Annotated in this window: 15 protein-coding genes; 8 read left to right on the top strand and 7 right to left on the bottom strand. The window is 67.9% G+C overall.

The window, feature by feature from the left end:
• Positions 1 to 22 precede the first annotated feature (22 nt).
• Entirely contained in the window at positions 23 to 904 is an 882-nt protein-coding gene (locus tag OZ403_RS10950; protein ID WP_268784149.1) for an NAD(P)-dependent oxidoreductase, read from the top strand.
• A 108-nt stretch (positions 905 to 1,012) separates the two neighbouring features.
• Here OZ403_RS10950 and OZ403_RS10945 read toward each other — a convergent pair whose 3' ends face one another.
• The 3 genes from OZ403_RS10945 to OZ403_RS10935 all read right to left on the bottom strand — a co-directional run bounded on the left by OZ403_RS10945 (position 1,013) and on the right by OZ403_RS10935 (position 5,086).
• Complete coding sequence (locus OZ403_RS10945; RefSeq protein ID WP_268784148.1) at positions 1,013 to 2,065, bottom strand: NADP-dependent oxidoreductase; 1,053 nt, start codon at positions 2,063 to 2,065, stop codon at positions 1,013 to 1,015.
• Positions 2,062 to 2,655, bottom strand: a complete 594-nt coding sequence (locus OZ403_RS10940; protein WP_140853611.1) for a DUF2239 family protein — start codon at positions 2,653 to 2,655, stop codon at positions 2,062 to 2,064. Before OZ403_RS10940 ends, OZ403_RS10945 begins: the two co-directional genes overlap by 4 nt.
• 325 nt (positions 2,656 to 2,980) lie before the next feature.
• Positions 2,981 to 5,086: a serine hydrolase gene (locus tag OZ403_RS10935; RefSeq protein WP_328285519.1), complete on the bottom strand. Its 2,106-nt coding sequence runs from the start codon at positions 5,084 to 5,086 to the stop codon at positions 2,981 to 2,983.
• Positions 5,087 to 5,299: 213 nt separating this feature from the next.
• Between OZ403_RS10935 and OZ403_RS10930 the strand changes: the two genes are divergently transcribed.
• Both OZ403_RS10930 and OZ403_RS10925 read left to right on the top strand, forming a co-directional pair.
• Positions 5,300 to 5,491: a hypothetical protein gene (locus tag OZ403_RS10930; protein WP_140853609.1), complete on the top strand. Its 192-nt coding sequence runs from the start codon at positions 5,300 to 5,302 to the stop codon at positions 5,489 to 5,491.
• Between the two features lie 346 nt (positions 5,492 to 5,837).
• Positions 5,838 to 6,086, top strand: coding sequence for a hypothetical protein (locus OZ403_RS10925; protein ID WP_140789324.1), 249 nt, complete (start codon positions 5,838 to 5,840; stop codon positions 6,084 to 6,086).
• A gap of 338 nt (positions 6,087 to 6,424) precedes the next feature.
• On the opposite strand, the gene OZ403_RS10915 is transcribed toward OZ403_RS10925, so the two are convergent.
• On the bottom strand, positions 6,425 to 6,892 hold the full coding sequence (locus OZ403_RS10915; RefSeq protein WP_268784146.1) for a hypothetical protein: 468 nt from the start codon (positions 6,890 to 6,892) through the stop codon (positions 6,425 to 6,427).
• A 290-nt stretch (positions 6,893 to 7,182) separates the two neighbouring features.
• Entirely contained in the window at positions 7,183 to 8,169 is a 987-nt protein-coding gene (locus OZ403_RS10910; RefSeq protein ID WP_268784145.1) for a quinone oxidoreductase family protein, read from the bottom strand.
• Positions 8,170 to 8,228: 59 nt separating this feature from the next.
• Here OZ403_RS10910 and OZ403_RS10905 point away from each other — a divergent pair, with 59 nt between their 5' ends.
• Complete coding sequence (locus OZ403_RS10905) at positions 8,229 to 9,203, top strand: AraC family transcriptional regulator (protein WP_268784144.1); 975 nt, start codon at positions 8,229 to 8,231, stop codon at positions 9,201 to 9,203.
• 132 nt (positions 9,204 to 9,335) lie between these two features.
• On the opposite strand, the gene OZ403_RS10900 is transcribed toward OZ403_RS10905, so the two are convergent.
• The gene (locus tag OZ403_RS10900; protein WP_268784143.1) at positions 9,336 to 12,005 is read right to left on the bottom strand and encodes a DEAD/DEAH box helicase; all 2,670 of its coding nucleotides are present in this window, start codon (positions 12,003 to 12,005) and stop codon (positions 9,336 to 9,338) included.
• Between the two features lie 423 nt (positions 12,006 to 12,428).
• On the opposite strand from OZ403_RS10900, the gene OZ403_RS10895 reads away from it, so the two are divergent.
• Together OZ403_RS10895 and OZ403_RS10890 are read left to right on the top strand one after the other, a co-directional pair.
• Positions 12,429 to 13,958, top strand: a complete 1,530-nt coding sequence (locus OZ403_RS10895; RefSeq protein ID WP_268784142.1) for an ELWxxDGT repeat protein — start codon at positions 12,429 to 12,431, stop codon at positions 13,956 to 13,958.
• Between the two features lie 294 nt (positions 13,959 to 14,252).
• Entirely contained in the window at positions 14,253 to 14,603 is a 351-nt protein-coding gene (locus OZ403_RS10890) for a BP74-related protein (RefSeq protein WP_140789310.1), read from the top strand.
• A 305-nt stretch (positions 14,604 to 14,908) separates the two neighbouring features.
• On the opposite strand, the gene OZ403_RS10885 is transcribed toward OZ403_RS10890, so the two are convergent.
• Positions 14,909 to 15,460, bottom strand: a complete 552-nt coding sequence (locus OZ403_RS10885) for a TetR/AcrR family transcriptional regulator (protein ID WP_140789308.1) — start codon at positions 15,458 to 15,460, stop codon at positions 14,909 to 14,911.
• Positions 15,461 to 15,564: 104 nt separating this feature from the next.
• Between OZ403_RS10885 and OZ403_RS10880 the strand changes: the two genes are divergently transcribed.
• Together OZ403_RS10880 and OZ403_RS10875 are read left to right on the top strand one after the other, a co-directional pair.
• Positions 15,565 to 16,479, top strand: a complete 915-nt coding sequence (locus tag OZ403_RS10880; RefSeq protein ID WP_140789306.1) for an NmrA family NAD(P)-binding protein — start codon at positions 15,565 to 15,567, stop codon at positions 16,477 to 16,479.
• Positions 16,480 to 16,510: 31 nt separating this feature from the next.
• Positions 16,511 to 16,714 (top strand): hypothetical protein, encoded by a 204-nt coding sequence (locus tag OZ403_RS10875; protein ID WP_268784141.1) that lies wholly within the window; start codon positions 16,511 to 16,513, stop codon positions 16,712 to 16,714.
• Positions 16,715 to 16,720: the final 6 nt, after the last annotated feature.

Genomic DNA, 16,720 nt, shown 5'->3' with positions numbered 1-16,720 from the left:
TGGAGTCAAAACGAGCTTGCACATGCACTCGATTCGTTCAGCGAAGATGGCGGTGGTGGGTTGTGGTCTCATGGGAAGCGCACTGGCGCGAGCCTTCGCTTCGGCGGGCCACGACGTCGCGGTCTGGAACAGGACTCCCAGCAAGGCCACCGCTGTCGGTGGTGGCACCCGTGCCTTCGACAGCCTCGTCGAGGCCGTCTCGGGACGCGAGCTCGTCGTCGTCTCCCTCTCCAACTACGCCGCCGCCGCCGAGGTGTTCTCCGAGAAGGGCGTCGCGGCGGCACTGGCTGGAACGACGCTCGTTCAGCTCACCAGCGGCTCACCCGCGGACGCGCGCGAGGGGCTGGCGTGGGCCCAGGCCCACGGCGTGGACTACCTGGATGCCGCGATCCTCGCCTACCCGAGTTTCGTCGCCACCGAGTACGCGACCGTCTATTACGCCGGGTCACGCGGCGTCTTCGACCGGCACGCCGAGACCCTCCAGGCGATTGCCAAGAACTCCGTGTACGTCGACGAGAAGATTGGCGCTGCCGCGACGCTCGACTGCGCGATTCTCGAGGCCTATTACGGCGGCTCCCTGGCGTTCCTGCACGCGGCGGCCATGTGCAAGGCGGAAGGCCTGGACCCGAAGGCTTTCTTCGCCCAGAAGAACTCCTTTCTCGGCCTGATTTCCGTCACCGCCGACGCCGCGCAGGGAATGGTCGAGAAGAATGACTTCTCAGGCGACCAGTGCAGTCTCAACACCCACGCCGCCGCAATCGAACACATCGTCCGGCTGAGCCAGGACGCCCGCATCAGCGCACGCTTCCCGAAGGAACTGCTCGACAACTACAAGCGAGCCGTCAGCGCGGGGCTGGGGGACCAGGAGCTGCCGGCCGTGTTCCGAACCCTGACCCAGGAGTGACGCTCGCGCCTCCGCACAGGCCGCGAGGACCGCCCGCCACCGCGGGCTGCCCCTGAGAAAGCCCCAACGCAGACTGCTGATTCAGCAGCCTGCGAGTTGCCTCCGGTCTCATCGAGCGCGGGGGGGCGAGCTCGAACAGGGAATTGAGGTGACGCGCACGAGCTGCTTGCCCACGTTGCGGCCTTCGAAGAGTCCTCGCAGGGCAGAGGGGGCCTGCTCCAAGCCTTCCGCGATGGACTCCGCGCAATGGAGCGCGCCCTGGGCATCCCAAGCCGCCAGCTCGCGAAAAGCCTCAGGAAAGCGCGAGACGTAGTCGAGGAAGATGAAGCCCTCCATCCGCGCTCGCTTGAAGCCGAGCTGCATGTAGTTGCGCGGCGCGGTGCCGTAGTCACCGTCCTTGTATCCCGAGGCCACGCTGCCGGAGAGCACCACCCGCGCGCCTCGGGCAAGGTGGTCTAGCGCGGCTTCCAGGACGTGGCCACCCACGTTGTCGAAGACGACGTCCACGCCTTGGGGCGCCAGGGCGCGAAGCCGCGCCTGGATGTCTTCAGACTTGTAGTCGATGCAGGCATCGAAGCGCGCGGTGCGGGTGACCCATTCGGCTTTGTGCGGCCCTCCCGCGATGCCAATGACACGGCAGCCCCGGAGCCGGGCCACCTGACCCGCGATGGAGCCCACGCTGCCCGCGGCGGCGGACACCAGGACTGTCTCTCCCGGCGCAACGCGGCCCACGTCGGTGATGCCGAAGTACGCCGTCAGCCCGCTCGCGCCATAGAGGTTCAGCATCGCCTTCGGAGCGACGCCGTCCGGTACCTTGTTGAGGCCGAAGAGCCCCGCGTCGCCGGTCAGTACGTAGTCCTGCCAGCCGGTGAGCCCCGCCACCCAGTCACCCACCGCCAGCCGCTCAGTTCGGGACGCGATGACCATGCCCACGCCTGCGCCCCGCATCACCTCGCCGAGCGCGACGGGCTGGATGTACGTCGCATTCGCATTGAGCCAGGTGCGCTGGGTGGGCTCGATGGCGAGCCAGGTGACGCGGACCAGCGCCTCACCCGGGCCTGGCGTGGGCACGGGGCCCTCGCGCCACTCGAAGCAGTCGTCGGACACCGCTTCCCGAGGACGGGTCTTCAGCACCCACTGGCGATTGGACGTCGTGCTCATGGCGTCACCTTTCCGAACGCGGGCGCGGCCAGCCGGCGCGCGTGATTCCTGAGGTCGTCCGGCCAGCTTCGCGTCCACTGATTGAACCGGGCGCGGTGCCCGGCGTAGAGCGCACGGGCGGCCTCCTCGTAGCCGGGCAGGTTGCCGGCCATCGTGGTCATGAAGCGGTCCGCCGCGACTTGGGCCTGACGGCGCCGGTCGGTGTCGCCGCTGCTCGCGCGCGCGGCCTCCACCAACTTGCGCAGCGCGACGGAGGCACCACCCGGTTGCGTGGCCAACCACTCCCAGTGCCGTGGAAGCAGGGTCACCTCGCGCGCCACCACGCCCAGTCTCGGCCTGCCGGGGCTCCGAGGCCCGGTGTCTTCTTCCGTGGGGGCAGGCGCGGGCTGAAGGCGGGCCAGTAGCTCCTCGCGCGAGCCACGCAGGTGGAAGTCCACGGTCCGGCCCGTGGTGTCGTCGAAGAGCAACAGGGGCGCGGACTCCCCGGTGTCCAGCGCGCGGCGGGCCGCGAGGATGACGTCAGCCGGAGGGCCGGAGGCAATCAGGCGCTGTCCCGCGAAGGCGGTCCAGGTGGTCGAAGGCGTGGTCATCCCAGGTGCCGGAGGTTCGAGAATGGCCAGATATTACCCGGGTGAAAACCCAAGTCAATTCTACCCGGATGAAATCATCCGCTGGCGCGCGCTGCCGGGGAGTCTTGCTTCTCAGTCTCCCGTCGCGGCGGTCTTGGTGCTCCGTCCATCCGCTCGCGCGCCTCTTCCGCTTCCCCGTCTCCACGAGGCGCGTGGTCAGAAGCGACAGGGCTTCGAGGTCGGCTGCATGCGGGATTGGCAGTGAGCTGCATCACGGACCGGCGGAGGCCTTTGCGAGCCCCGCCGGTCCTACGAGCCCTCCCGGAAAATCCGGTGGAGGCCCTGATTAGAACAGGTCGTGCGCGGGCCAGGCGCCGACGCCGTTCACGACGTTCCACATGAGGCTGTCGAGGTTGATGTCGGGCGTACCCGAGCCGGAGCTATTGTTGGAGTTGGTCATGACGGACCAGGTGAACTCCTCGGAGCGGCTGGGCCCATAGCGGTCATCGGTGCGCACCAACAGGGCCCGGGTGCCCGGGATGTAGCCGCCGTGCCACCAGTTGGGGAGGCTGTTCACCGACCAGCCCTTGGCGTAGTTGACGGAGTTGCCCAAGGTGTCGAGCGCCGTCGTGCGTGTGGTCATCGTGGTGAGTGAGCTCGCGCTCAGCAGGTCCGAAACGGTGGAGAACCCATCCGCGCGCACGGCGACACGCAGCAAATCGATGGGCGTGGCGACCCAGCCACCGTGCGCATCCATGCGACGCACCGGCATGCCATACGGGCTGAAGGCCCCCGTGCCAAGCTGGTAGTAGACGGGCTCGTTCGGCAGACGCGCGCTCAACGTATCGCCCCCCACGGCGAAGCTGATGGCGCCGCTGGGCGCGAACACGTTGGCGCGCATATAGGCGTCATAGGTCATGCCCGTGACCCGCTCGATGATGCGGCCGAGGACGCTGTAGCCGAAGTTCGAATACTGGTACGTCGTCCCAGGCGCGAACTCGAGCGGCACGTTCTGCAACACCCATTGGATGAGCTGGGCGTGCGTCATGCCCGTGTTCATGAACATGGGGTCGCCCGTGCCGTCGGCGCCGTCATTGTCCCATGCGCCCGCGGTGTGCTCGAGCAGGTGCTGGACCGTGATGTTCAGGACGCGGTTGTCCGCGTAGGTGCTCTGCGCGCCGAACGTCTCACCGAGCAATCCACCCCTGCCGAAGACTCGGTCCGTCAGCCGGATCTGGCCGCTTTCAATCAGCCGCATGATGCCGATGGATGTCATCGGCTTGGACACACTGGCGACGCGGAAGCGGTGGGAGGTGTTGACCGGGGTGCTGCTGGTTCGGTCGGCCAGGCCATACCCCTTGGCGAACACGAGGCGTCCGTGGCGGGTGATGGCCAGCGACAGCCCGACGGTGTTCGTGCTGGTCATCGCCTGCTGGACGGTATCGTCAATGTGCTGCAGGTCGGCCGCGCTGAACGTCAGGTTCTGCCAGATCAGGGCGAACTCGGGCTGGCTCCCATTGTTGTGCGCCGCCACCAGGACGGGGCGATATCCCTGGTTCTTGAGGTCCGTCACGGCCTGTTGATACGCGGCGGCGGAGAGCCCATGACGCGCGGCGGTCGGAATCCCCGATGAAACATGGAAGATGGCCGCGTACCGGTCCGTGCCGCCCACGTTGTAGCCGCTGACCTTCGCGAGCTGGTAACCCTGGGCCGCGTTGGTATTGAACGTGGACTGGTACTGGGACGCGGTCAGCCCGTGGTAGGCCCGCCAGGCCGGACCGCTCGTCTGCTCCCAGATGGCCGCGTAGCGCTCCGCGCCACCGGACGTGTAGCCACTCACGTGCACGAGCCGGTAGCCCTGCCCTGCCCAGGTGTTGAACTCCGTCTGGTACTGGGACGCGCTCAGGTCATGGCGGGCCACCCACGCGGCACCACTGTCCACGTGGAAGATGACCGCGAAGTAGGCCACGCCTCCGACGCTGTACCCGTTGACCACCACCGGTCGGTATCCCTGCGCATTTTGATTGACGACGGTGGTTTGATACTGCGCGGAAGTCAGCCCGTGGAAGGCCCGCCAGGCCGGGCCGCTCGTCTGCTCCCAGATGGCCGCGTAACGGGCACTGCCCCCCTCTTCGTAACCGCTGACATAGGAGAGACGATAGCCCTGCCCCACCCACGTATTGAACTCCGTCTGATATTGGGCGGTGGTGAGCCCGTGGCGGGCAATCCAGGCATCATATGGACCGGCCAGTGCCTGGGACTCGGCGCTAGAAGAGGCGCGGGACTCTTCCTCTGGCACCCCGCATCCCACGAGGGATACGACCAGCACTGACAGGACTGCCAGTAGCGGCCTCATTCTGAAAGGTTTCATGCTCGAGAGCTCCTGCTTGACGTTGGTACTGCCCACAGGGAACGAATCCAGAGCGCATTTCCCCTCAGCCGCGGACAGCAAAAATAGAGCCCCCCTCGCGCGTAGCGCCAAACCCACATGCATTTCAGCAGGCGGGCCCACATCGCGCCGCCCCCAGCGTCCTCCACCGCTGCGCTCCACTCCGCCTCCTCTCAACAGGCCTTCCATCCTTCCCATGCTCTGTTCTCGGAGTGTCAATCAGGGAAGAATGCGGCGTGCTCCATCATCAACCCCTGCTCTCTCGGAGGTGTCTCCATGGTCGAGTCGAAGAAGAAGCAGAAGGCCACAGAACCCATGCGCAAGCTCAGCCTCCAGCGTGAGACGCTCCGAACCCTCCAAGAGGCCGACTTTCGGCAGATAGAGGGTGTGGCAGGTGGAATCAGCACCATCATCGTCATCACAATCGCGGAAACCAATCCGCCTACTGCAAGCATTCGGCTCTGCTGAGTTGTCGCGGCCCAGAAGCCGCCTCTCATTGCTTCATCGGTTGTGGGCTCAAAATAGCTTCAGCAAGTCGGTGGCCACCGCGGCCTCGATTGAGGCGTCCCCTGGCGCGGTCGCCAATCCCACCCGGAGGCTGTCGCGCCGCTCCACCAGGACCGTGTGCCATGGCTCCACTCGCGCACGACGCGGGGGGCGGATGTGATGCTATTTATCTGGAGTGGACGTGCTGTTAGCCTGCGTGGCTATGAACTTTCGAATGATGTTTCGACCGCTCCTTGGGGGGCTTGCCGTCGCGCTTGTCACTGCATGTGGTAGCTACAAGCGAGACATGGAGGATGCGTGTCATGCAGTGGAGCGCTCGAAGGCGCGCGAGCTTCCAATTGCCGAGGAGGAGATCCTGACAAGGGCGGCCTCGTGGGCTGCCGAGCGCGCCCGGACTTCGGATGGCCAGATGTTCTGGGCTGCTATTGTAAATATCAACCCCCAGGATAAGGCCAAGGTGCTCCGTGATGCCGCGAAGGAAGCTGGAGTCGTAGACTGCCCATTGGCGGATGCGCTTGAGGCGACCCTCCGTGCGGATGAACTGAAGCGGCAGTAGTGACTCCAAAACATGTCACGGAAATTCACCGCCTCGGACACTTCCTCCTGACAGGGCCCTTCGTTACTCCGGACCACGGCCTCCAGGAAGAACCGAAGGGAGCCCCGCCAGCCTGCATCGCCCCGCGCATCACACGTCCGGGTATTGAGTCCAAAGAGCGGCTCGGGCGCTACCGATAAGTGGTGGAGCGCAGCACTCTGGCCTGGAATAACCAGCTCCGCCGACTTCGAGTCCGCGACGAGCGCAGGGACGACGTCCACTTCGGCTTCCTCGTCCTCGGCTGCTGCCTCATGCTCCTGCGTCGCCTCTGTCCTGACATTTGTTAGAGGCTGTTAGGGTCAAAGCCAGTCGTGGTACGCGAGCTGCTCGGCGAACACCTCTTCCAGGATGCGGACCTGTTCGGTTCGATGCTGTTCGACCGTGTCGAAGAACTCCAGGAAGGTCCGCAGCACCTCCGTGATATATTCGTCTGTCGTCAAGGGATAGAGGCAGCAAATCACGGCCCGAACCGCGCAGGTCTTCCGGTCGAGGAGGTCGGAGCCCGCCTTGCTCGCGTCGAGGTGCCTCCAGCAACGGACGCGTGCGGCGGTCAGCTCGGCTTCACTGGTCTGCTGGTTCCAGTAGCGCCTGGCGACCTGGAGGGCCTGTTGTGCGACGGGTGGGAGCCACGCCTGGATGAGGGCACAGCATCCCGCCATGAACTGGAAGCACTGCTTGGGATTCCGCGCGAGCTCGCCCTGCCGTGCGAGGAGTTCCAGCACCTCCGTCGGCCGAGCGAACCCAGGTCTGGAGGGACGATGTGCCATCAGCGGTCTGTCCTGGAGGTAGTGGGCCCATCAGCGAAGTTAGCAGCAGTCCGTGCCGCGCGGTGGAGCGGATCTCCAGCGCGGCCGTGAGGTATCGTCCCATGAAGGAGGGACTCCAGAGGGCATGGCTGGAAGATGATGGGCTGGACCTCGCCGTTGGCGACTTCGGTCAGCGATATCTCGTTGCGATTGAAGGGAGCGTAGGGACAGCCACTCGGGCGGCGCGGTCTGCGGCCCTCCTCCGCCCTTGCGGTCCAGTCCGCCACCTCTCAACTGGCCTTCAATCCTTCCTATGCTCCGACGTGGATGATGGCCTTGCCGGTGGTCGTCCTCGCCGCCAGGGCTTGATGGGCGCTCGCCACGTCCGCCAGGGGGAATGTCTGTCCGACGACGACCCGCAGGGCTCCCGCCTCGACGCGGGAGAGCGCCTCGCGCAGCGCCGCCTGACGTTCTTCCAGGGGGAGGGTGAAGGTGGCGAAGCCGACGATGGACTGGTTCTGGGCGACCAGTCCCATCATCTGCTCTCGGCTCCACTGGGAGTCGAACATGCTCTCCGCGCCGAAGAGCACCAGCCGGCCCCGGGCCGCGAGGGCCTGGAGGCCACGCGCGCCGGCCTCCGCCCCTCCGGAGACGAAGACGACATCCGCTCCACGTCCGCCCGTGGCTTCCCGCACCCGTGCGGGCCAGTCCGGCTGCGTGGTGTCCACCGCCGCGTCCGCGCCGAGCCTCGTCACGAGGGCGCGCTTGGGCTCGCTGCTCGCGCCGCCGATGACCCGCGAGGCCCCCAGCGTCCTGGCGAGTTGCACGAGCAGCGTGCCCACCCCGCCCGCAGCGGAGGGAATGAAGACGGACTCTCCCGCCTGGAGGCGCGCGCCCACGCGCAGGCCGAGCAGAGCCGTGGGCGCCTGCGAGGGCAGGGCCACCGCCTGCTCGAAGGACACGGCCGCTGGAATCGGGAGCAGCGCCGACGCGGGTGCGAGCGCGTACTCCGCGAAGGCCCCCTGGTTCGGCAGGAGCGCGACGACCCGCATCCCCGACGCGAGGCCCTGGACGGCGCTGCCCACTGCGTCGATGACGCCCGCTGCCTCCAGCCCGGGAATGAAGGGCAGTGGAGGCGTGCCGAGCAGCCGTCCCTCCCGCTGCCCCAGGTCGGTGAAGTTGAGCCCGGCGACATGGACCCGGAGGCGGACCTCGTGGTCGCCCGGCGTCGGAATGGGCACTTCTTCGAGACGAAGTTGCTCGGGGCCGCCGAACTCACGCAGTTGGATGGCTTTCATGGCGCTGTGTCTCCTGTGAGGATGCGCCTGAACCTATAGTCTTCGTGGAAAGGACGAACATGCGCCAGAAGTCCGTTTCTCTCGTCCAATCGTCCGGAGCCCAGCTGCCGGGACTGGACGTCCTCGCGGATGCGCTGCGCGGCGTGCGGCTGCGAAGCCGCGTGGACGCCCGCTACGAGATGACCGCGCCATGGGGCATGCGCGTCGACGGGTGCCCGTTCCCGCTCTTCTACGCGGTGATGCGAGGCAACTGCCTGCTGTCCACGGACGACCAGGAGCTGTCCCTCGCGGGCGGAGACTTCGTGTTCATCCCCGCGGGCGTGCGCTTCGCGCTTCGAGACAGGAAGGGCACGCGGGCGCTCCCCATCGCGGAGGTGTACGCGACGCGCGGCCCTATGCGATGCGGGGGCATTCTCCACTACGGCGGAGGGGGCGCCGCGGTGACGCTGGTGGTGGGCTCGTTCACGTTCGAGGGCGAGACGCACAGCCCGCTCGTCAGGCACCTACCCACGCTGCTGCACGTGAAGGGCGACGCGGAGACGACGCCGCGCTGGCTGGAGCCCACGCTGCGCTTCGTGGCCGCTGAAGTCGAGGCGAAGCAGCCAGGCTACGAGACGGTGGTCAGCCGGCTCGCAGACGTGCTCTTCGTGCAGGCGCTCCGAGCGCACATGGCGTCGTCCTCCGGCGAGAACGGCTGGCTGCGCGCCCTGGTGGACCCGCGCATCGGCGCGGTGTTGCAGCGAATGCACGAGAAGCCGGAAGCGCCGTGGACACTGGAGGGACTCGCTCGAATCGCCAGCATGTCCCGCTCCGTGTTCGCGGAGCGCTTCCGCTCCCTGGTGGGCGAAGCGCCGCTGGCGTACCTCACCCAGTGGCGGATGCATCGCGCCATGGGGCTGATGCGCGAGCGGCACCGGTCGATGGCGGAGGTGGCGCGCGCCGTGGGCTACGAGACGGAGAGTTCCTTCGGCAAGGCCTTCAAGCGAAGCGTGGGCGTGACGCCTGGTGCGTTCCGACAGCGAGCGGGTGAGTGACTCGGCCCATGTCGTCGTCAAGCCGAAGGGCATCGAGATGCGCTTCACCCATGAGGTGCTCGACGAGCGATATCCCCCGTCCGGAGCTGGCCGGACCGCCATGCGTGGTGAGCGCCCTGCCCGTGCGTCAGGTCAGCGCCGCCGCCCGCCGCCGCCCTTCCGTCTTCCATCCCTGGGTGCCTTGCCGTGATGGCCCCGGTGCCCCCCAGGCCTGGGGGCGCCGCGCTCCCGGTCCTGTCGCGGGAGTGGACGCTCACGGGTGGCCTCGGCGATCTCGTCCGGCATCCAGGGCCGGTCGAGCAGCTCCTGGAGTTCGAGGAGCGAGCGAGCCTCGAGCACGCCCCGCCGGCCCCGGGCCACGCTGAAGCGCTGGGGGCGGTCGAGCAGCGGCAGCTCCTCCTCCACCAGCGTGCGCGCGAGCTTCTCCGGCAGGTGCAGCCGCGCCACGCCTCGCTGGGCTCCGTCCGACAGCATCTCCACGTCGTACTCGAGCGGCACCTCCTGCTCGCGCACCACCACGGCGTCCGGGAGCGACAGGAGCGCCTGGCGCGTCGCGGGCGGCACCAGCGCGTCCAGTTCGAGCCGCAGCGGGCGCGCCTTGAAGTCGTCGAGCGTGTCCACCCCCTCCAGTTGCGCCTCGTAGAGCGCGGTCAGCTCCGGCAACCCCAGCGGCGCGGTGGTCCCTCCCGAGCGTCGCCACAGCTCGCGCACCTCGTCGATGGCGACCCGGTGACGGTCCACCGCGGGATGGGGTACCTCGCCCTGCGCCAGCGCCTCGGCGAGCGCGTGCCGGGCCGCCTTGGCGAGCTCCGGCCCCCAGGCGCGCAGCACCTCCACTTCCCGTTCAAGCTCGAAGCCAAAGTAGTCCACCCGCGTTTCGAGCACGACCGAGCGGAAGCGCATGTCGTACACCGGCGCCGCCGAGTGACGGCGTGCGTAGCGGCGCAGCAGGGCCTGGGGTAACTGGGTGCCTTCGATGCCGGCCTGTGAGTCGCCGTTGCGGCCGGCGAAGTAGCGCAGCGTGCCCGCCACCGCGCCCAGGTTGCCACACACGCTCGTCTTCGACACGCGCGCGACCTCGCCCCAGGCGGTGCGCTCGTCGATGACCAGGTCGAAGGGCATGAAGCGTGCGAGCAGGTCGCAGAAGCGCTGGGAGACGCGCGGGTTCGCGAAGGGCATGCGCGCGGGCAGCGCCAGCCCCACGCTCCGGTACACGCTCGCCATCGCGAGCGCCGCGTCCTCCAGGGCCTTCACCAGCACCCCACGCACCTCCGCCCAGGCCGCGAGCTTCTCCGCATGGAAGACGTGGCGCGGCAGCCCCTGCACCTCCCCCACCGTGCCCGCTTCACGGAAGGCTTCGGCGTAGAGGTTGTACGCGGTCAGGTGGTCGCTGCCGGGCACGAGCAGCCCGTCCAGGTTCCGCTCCTCGCGCGTCATCCGGTGCAGCGACTCCACCGAGCTGCACACCGCGAGCAACGGCAGCAGCGCGTCCTCCGCGTTGACGATGAGCTCCGCCCACGGACGCTCCACCGGCAGGGCCTCCACCGCGCGGCCGTAGTCGGACAGCCGTCCTTCCGCGTCCACGATGTTGCGCGCCTGCAACTTCGCGAGCGCCCGGCGATAGGCATTGCGGTCCAGCGGCACGGGCAGGTCCAACTCATCCGCCCGCACGCCCAGGGCCGCGGCGGTGAGCGCCACCCGCTCCGGCTCGCCCGCGAGTTGGAACTCGGGTTCGGTGGGCCGCAGCGAGGCGAAGTGCAGCGGCCGGTCGCTCATGATGAAGACACGCCCGCCCTCCACCCGCCCGTGCACGCGCCCCGCCATCTGCAAGAGCTCGTTGTTGCCCAGGTGCACGCGGGTGAGGACGTTGCGGCCGCGCTCGACCAGGTTCGTGAAGCGCATGTCGTCGATGACGACCGTGTCCAGCCCTGGCACGTTGAGCGCGCTCTGCCCCGCCGCCGTCATCGCGAGGACGAAGGGCCGGGGCGCCGTGCCCTCCAGGAAGGGACGGATGGCGCGCAGCGGTTCGCCGCCGTGGTAGTGCGCCGCGTGGAGCTCCGGCGCGTTCGCGCGGACGTGGGCCGCCGCCTCCTCCACGCCCGCGCGCGTGGCCAGGAACACGCCCACGCCGCGCCCCTGCTGCTGCACGTCCCGCAGGAAGTCCTCGTCGAGGAAGGACAGCGGCTGACGACGCTCCACCTCCACCCGGGCCGCCTTCCTCGGGTCGAAGGAGGACACCTGGAGCACGTCCGCGCTGTCCAGGTAGCGCGCGTAGAAGGCCGGGTCCACGGTGGCGGACAGCCAGATGAAGCGGCAACCCACGCGCTTGCCCAGGGCCAGGCACAGCTCCAGTTCGGCGGAGGTCTGGTGGATCTCATCCACGATGAGCGTGTCCTCGCGCCGGATGGCGCCGCCCTGGAACCAGCGCCGCGCGATGCCGGTGGTGACGATGACCACGTCCGCGAGCGGCGCCTCCGCGGTGGCCTCCCGCTCGCGGTTGACCACCGCCACCCGCAGGGGCCGCCGGCCCACGAGCTCCTCCGCGATGGGGCGGATGGCGAGCGTCTTGCCCGTGCCAGTGCCCGCGACGATGCCAAACCCCTGCCCGCTCCGGGCCAGCTCTCGGAGGCGCTCGCCGTGGTGCTCCTCCAGATACGTGCGCAGCTCCAACCCGAGCGCCAGCTCGATGGTTTCGCACGCGGCGCGCGTGGGCGCGATGACCACCACCCGCCCACGCTGGGGCGTGACGGCGGAGGAAGTGTCGGGGCGCGGCGGCAGGTATCGGTCGATGGGCGTACGCACGAAGGCCAGTGATACGCACGGGCGGTGTCCAGGGGAAGCGATTCGCCCGCGCAAGCCCGGCCCCGGGGAGGCAGGCAACCGTGTGCGCCAGGGAATGACGTACTCGGCCATCGGGCTAGCGAGTCCAGCGCCCCCCCGGTGAACGTGGCCTGCGGCGCGAGGAAGCCCAGCTCCACGACGCGGTAGTCCGGGCCGAGAGCACCGCACCGTCCAAAGGACACATGCTCGCGGGAGCCGTCGCCCGCATGCGGGAGCCTGCGTCGCGTTCTCATCCATCAACGAAGCATCACGAGGCGATGGAAGTGAGCGCGACTGGACCTGCTGAAGATTTGCGACCAGGAACCCGGCGCTCCCCCTGGCCGCGGCTCTGCTCCGGACTTATCGCCATCGGGGCTGTCGCCCACCCGAGAACGAGGGGAAATCATGCGTGCATGGTGGCAAGTGGCATGGGTCTGTCTGGCAACCGCGGGATGCGGTGGGCCTCTTCCAGAGGCATCGCTCTCCGAGGAACACGTCCCCGAGGAGGCCACCGCGCATTGGGATGCCCCACTCCCGAAGTTGGGGCCCGCCACGCTGTTGAAGGACATCTACCCGCCTCCCCCGGGGCCATTCCCGGACCCGCTGGGTGGCCCGTCGCCAACGGATCTGGTGTCCTTCCGCGGCAAGCTCTTCTTCTCGGCCTTCGACTTCGAGGCGGACCAGGGCGCGCTGTGGCGGAGCGCGGGCACGACAGCGAGCACTGTCCCCGTGAAGCACCTGGACGATTCTCCCGGACGGCTGACCGTCGTCGGCCAGCAGCTCTTCTTCACCGAAGGATTCATGGAACACGGCGCGGAGCTGTGGGTGAGTGATGGCACCACTGCGGGCACGCGTCAGGTGAAGGACCTCGCCCCGGAGGGCGGCACCGCCTCCCTGGCGGACTTCATCGCGGTGGGCAACAAGCTCTACTTCTTCCGGTCGGTCCGGCCCACCCTCATCGCCGCCGAGAACCTGGAGCTGTGGCGCAGTGATGGCACCTCGGCCGGCACGGTGCGCGTGAAGAACCTGGGACCGAGGGACACCGTGAACGGGCCCTTTGACCTGGCGAGCGTGGGCAACCGCCTCTTCATGAGCCTCGGGGTGCCCGACACCGGAGTGGAGCTCTGGGTGAGTGACGGCAGCGCCTCCGGAACCCGCCTCGTCAAGGACATCAACCCGGGTGCAGCCTCCTCGTTCCCCCGGAGCCTGACGCAAGCGGAGGGGGTGCTCTACTTCTCCGCGGACGACGGCGTGCACGGCCGTGAAGTGTGGCGCAGCGATGGCACGGCCAAGGGCACGGAGCTGGTCGAGGACACCGTTCCCGGCCCCCAGGGCTCGGAAGCGCAAATCTTCGCCCTGTTCAAGGAGCGCCTCTACTTCGCCACCTTCACACCGGGCTTCACGGTGACGGAGATTCGCAAGCTCGACCCGGACCCCTCCTGCCACCCGCGCTCGAATCTCGTCGCGAGCATCCCCAACCCCTACGCCGACCTTCCCTTCGATTTCTTCATCTTCGTCGCCACGTCCACGGCGACCGAGAGAAAACTCTACTTCACGCTCTTCTACGACATCGGCAGCCCCGCCCCCTTCGACGTCCAGCTGTGGCGGACCGATGCCACCCCCCAGGGAACGAAGCTGCTGTACCAGCCACTCATCGTCTCTCCGGACCTCCGACCGCCCACGCCGGTCCCCACCGATGACGACCGCGTCGTCTTCTACGCCTTCGATGAAGCGCACGGCCACGAGCTTTGGGTGAGCAACGGACAGCCGAGCGGCACCAAGCTCCTGCAGGACATCGTCCCGGGCCCCGCCTCTTCCTATCCGCAGGACCTGCTGCGCGCGGGCAACTTCATCTACTTCACGGCACTGGATGGGCAACTCGGCCGGGAGATCTGGGTATTGCCCGTGCCAAAGCCGCGGGTCGCGAGTCACTGACGCCTCGCCAACCCATCGCGCAGGCGGCCTGCCGGTTCTCGGAGGCCGCCCCAACCCGGCCCAGGCCTCGGGCGCTCCCACTCCATCGCAGCGCGGAGCCTTCGCCGCCAGGGTGGAGCGCAACGCCGCGAGCACGAACTCCTTCTCGCGAGGCTGACACCCCGCCCCATGCGACTGCCTCAGATGACACACCTCACGATGCCGCATTCAAGACACACCACCGCTACCGGCAGGTGATACAAGCGAGTGAGGACAATCGCCTATATGGGGCCCCCTTACCCAAGGAGCCTTGCAATGGCAAACACGGTACGATTCGCCTTCACGCAGCACTCCCAGCCCAACTTGGAGTTCATCATCGAGTTGGCTGACGAGAAGACGATTGCACATGCACGGAAGATTCTCTCTGGCGAGGAGCGGAACGAAGTCCACGTCCACGGACGAATCATCAAGCGGGCCGCGGCCTACAACCCGAAGTTCTCCTTCCACCTGGACCCGAGCACCATCCGCTTCTTCTCGATGGCCATCGAGGTCTGCGATGCCAACATGACGTATGTGGAAGACCACCTCGACGAGGCGGGCGGTGCATTCCTCCCGGGCGGTCACTGGTGCCCGTGGGACTCCAAGCTGACGCGCGAAGTCACCTGATCCCCGTCAGGTAGGTCCGCGAGCAGAGCGCCCTGCGTGGCCGAAGAAGCCACGCAAGGCCGCAACCGTCTGACCTTTCACTCTGCGCGCGCTTCGATGAGCTGGCCCCAGGCCGCGTGGTGTTGAGGCTCGAGCTATCCCAGCCAAGCGAGCCAGGCTCCTGCCGCGCACCGCCTGGGAGCGCGGACAGGGCCGCGTGTCCCCCCAAAAGGCAACGCGGCCTGTCCACCCGCCGACAGAATCACTCCGGCGTCCCCGAGAAGGGCGTCCTCAAGCGGGAGACCAGACCGCCGCGCTCCCTGCCTTCACGGCCGGATGCCGGTGAGCGCGAGGCGCAGCACCCGGCTCGCAGTGAGCGGATCGTCTTCGTTGGCGACGGCAATCGCGTTCGCCAGCATCAGCAGGTCCTCCGTCGTGGCACGAGCATGAATCGCGCCTGCCGATGACGCCCGCGCCACCAGAACGCTCAACACATCGAGCAGCTTGTCGGTGGAGCAGACCTCCTCAGCCGTAAGGCCATCCGGGCCGGTCAACAGCGCTGCGGCAAGCCCGCGGTGGGTCGCCGTGTAGATCGTCAAGTCCTCGAGCCAGACGGCCAACTCGGCGGCGGGATCCTCTCCCGGTTGCGAGGATGCCCGCGCACAGAGTTGCGCGACGCCATCGCGGAATACCGCCTCCAACAGCGACTGCCGCGAGGGAAAGTGCCGGTGCAGGGTCGCCGAGCCTACCCCCGCCCGCCGAGCGATCTCCTCGAGCGACACCTGCGCACCATCCCTGCCGACCAGTTCCGCGGCGACCGCGACAATCCGCTCCCGGTTGCGCCGCCCGTCCGCTCGCAACGGCTTCACATGCTCCACCGCGACCGCCTCCTCACGAGAACCCGCGTTGACAAATGGGGTCCCCCTCCATATCTAACCACGAGAATAAACGGTGGGGTCCCCCACTTACAAAGGAGCGGTCCATGAGCAGCAACGAATGCGTTCTCGTCACCGCTGCCACGGGGCGTCAGGGCGGCGCCACCGCCCGGGCGCTGCTGGCCGAAGGCAGCACCCCGGTGCGTGTGATGGTGCGCAATCCCAAGGAGCCAAACGCGAAGGCCCTCGCGGCGGCTGGCGCCGAGGTGGTCGTCGGGGACCTCGACGATCCGGCTTCGTTGCGCGCGGCCTGCGCTGGGGCACGGGCGGTCTTCTCGATGCAGTCCCCCATCATCTCCACGACCGGCGTCGACTACAGCAAGGAACTCCAGCAAGGGAGGAACCTCGTCGAGGCCGCGCTTGCCGAAGGTGTCGAAACGTTCGTGCACACCGCGACCTCCGGTGTCGGCGACCACCGCAACGTCGAGGGCTGGGCGGAGGGGCGCTGGAAGTCGCACGAGACGTACTGGGAGAACAAGCTTGCCACCTGCGACCTCGTCCGCAGCGCGGGATTCAAGCACTGGACCCTCATCCTGCCCGCCACCTTCATGGATCATCCGATGTTGGATCCGGCTGGCTTCGTCGACGGGCGCCGGTTGCTCACGGTGATCAGAACCGATCAAACCATCGCGTTGGTCGCGCCAGAGGACATCGGCAAGGCGGCCGCGGCGGCGCTCAACAATCCCGCGACGTTCAACGGAGTGACGCTGCAGCTCGCGAGTGACCTGCTCACGCTTCCTCAGATCGCCGAGGTCCTCTCGCGCCTCGACGGCAAGGAGTACATCGTCCAGGTCAGCACGGTCGAGGAGGCCGTCGCAGCCGGCCTGCATCCTGGCGTGGCGCAAGGCCTGACGTACATGAACGTCGCCCCGGTGCTGGCGCGGCCCGAGATCGCGCGGTCCTATGGCCTTTCGCCCATGAGCTTCGAGACCTGGGCGCGCAAGCGTCGCGAGATGGCCTGACCTGCCGCCCAGTCGTCGCGGCTCCAATGCCGTGTCCGGGGCGAGCGGCTTCTCCAGCTTCGTGTCGCAGACGGGCACCGCACTGCATCCCGCGAACTGGGATTGGACGTTCGAGAGGGTCCGATGGGATGACCCGAGCCTGTTTGGCCTCGAGCTGTTCGGGAGCGGGCAGGACCTGGTCGCCATCCACCGAAATGCGCCACTGGCCGTCGAGGTCCACATCCTCAATCCGTGATGCCTC

This window comes from Myxococcus sp. NMCA1 (assembly GCF_026810205.1).
Classification (GTDB): domain Bacteria; phylum Myxococcota; class Myxococcia; order Myxococcales; family Myxococcaceae; genus Myxococcus; species Myxococcus xanthus_A.
This window is presented reverse-complemented; position numbering and strand designations above follow the sequence as displayed.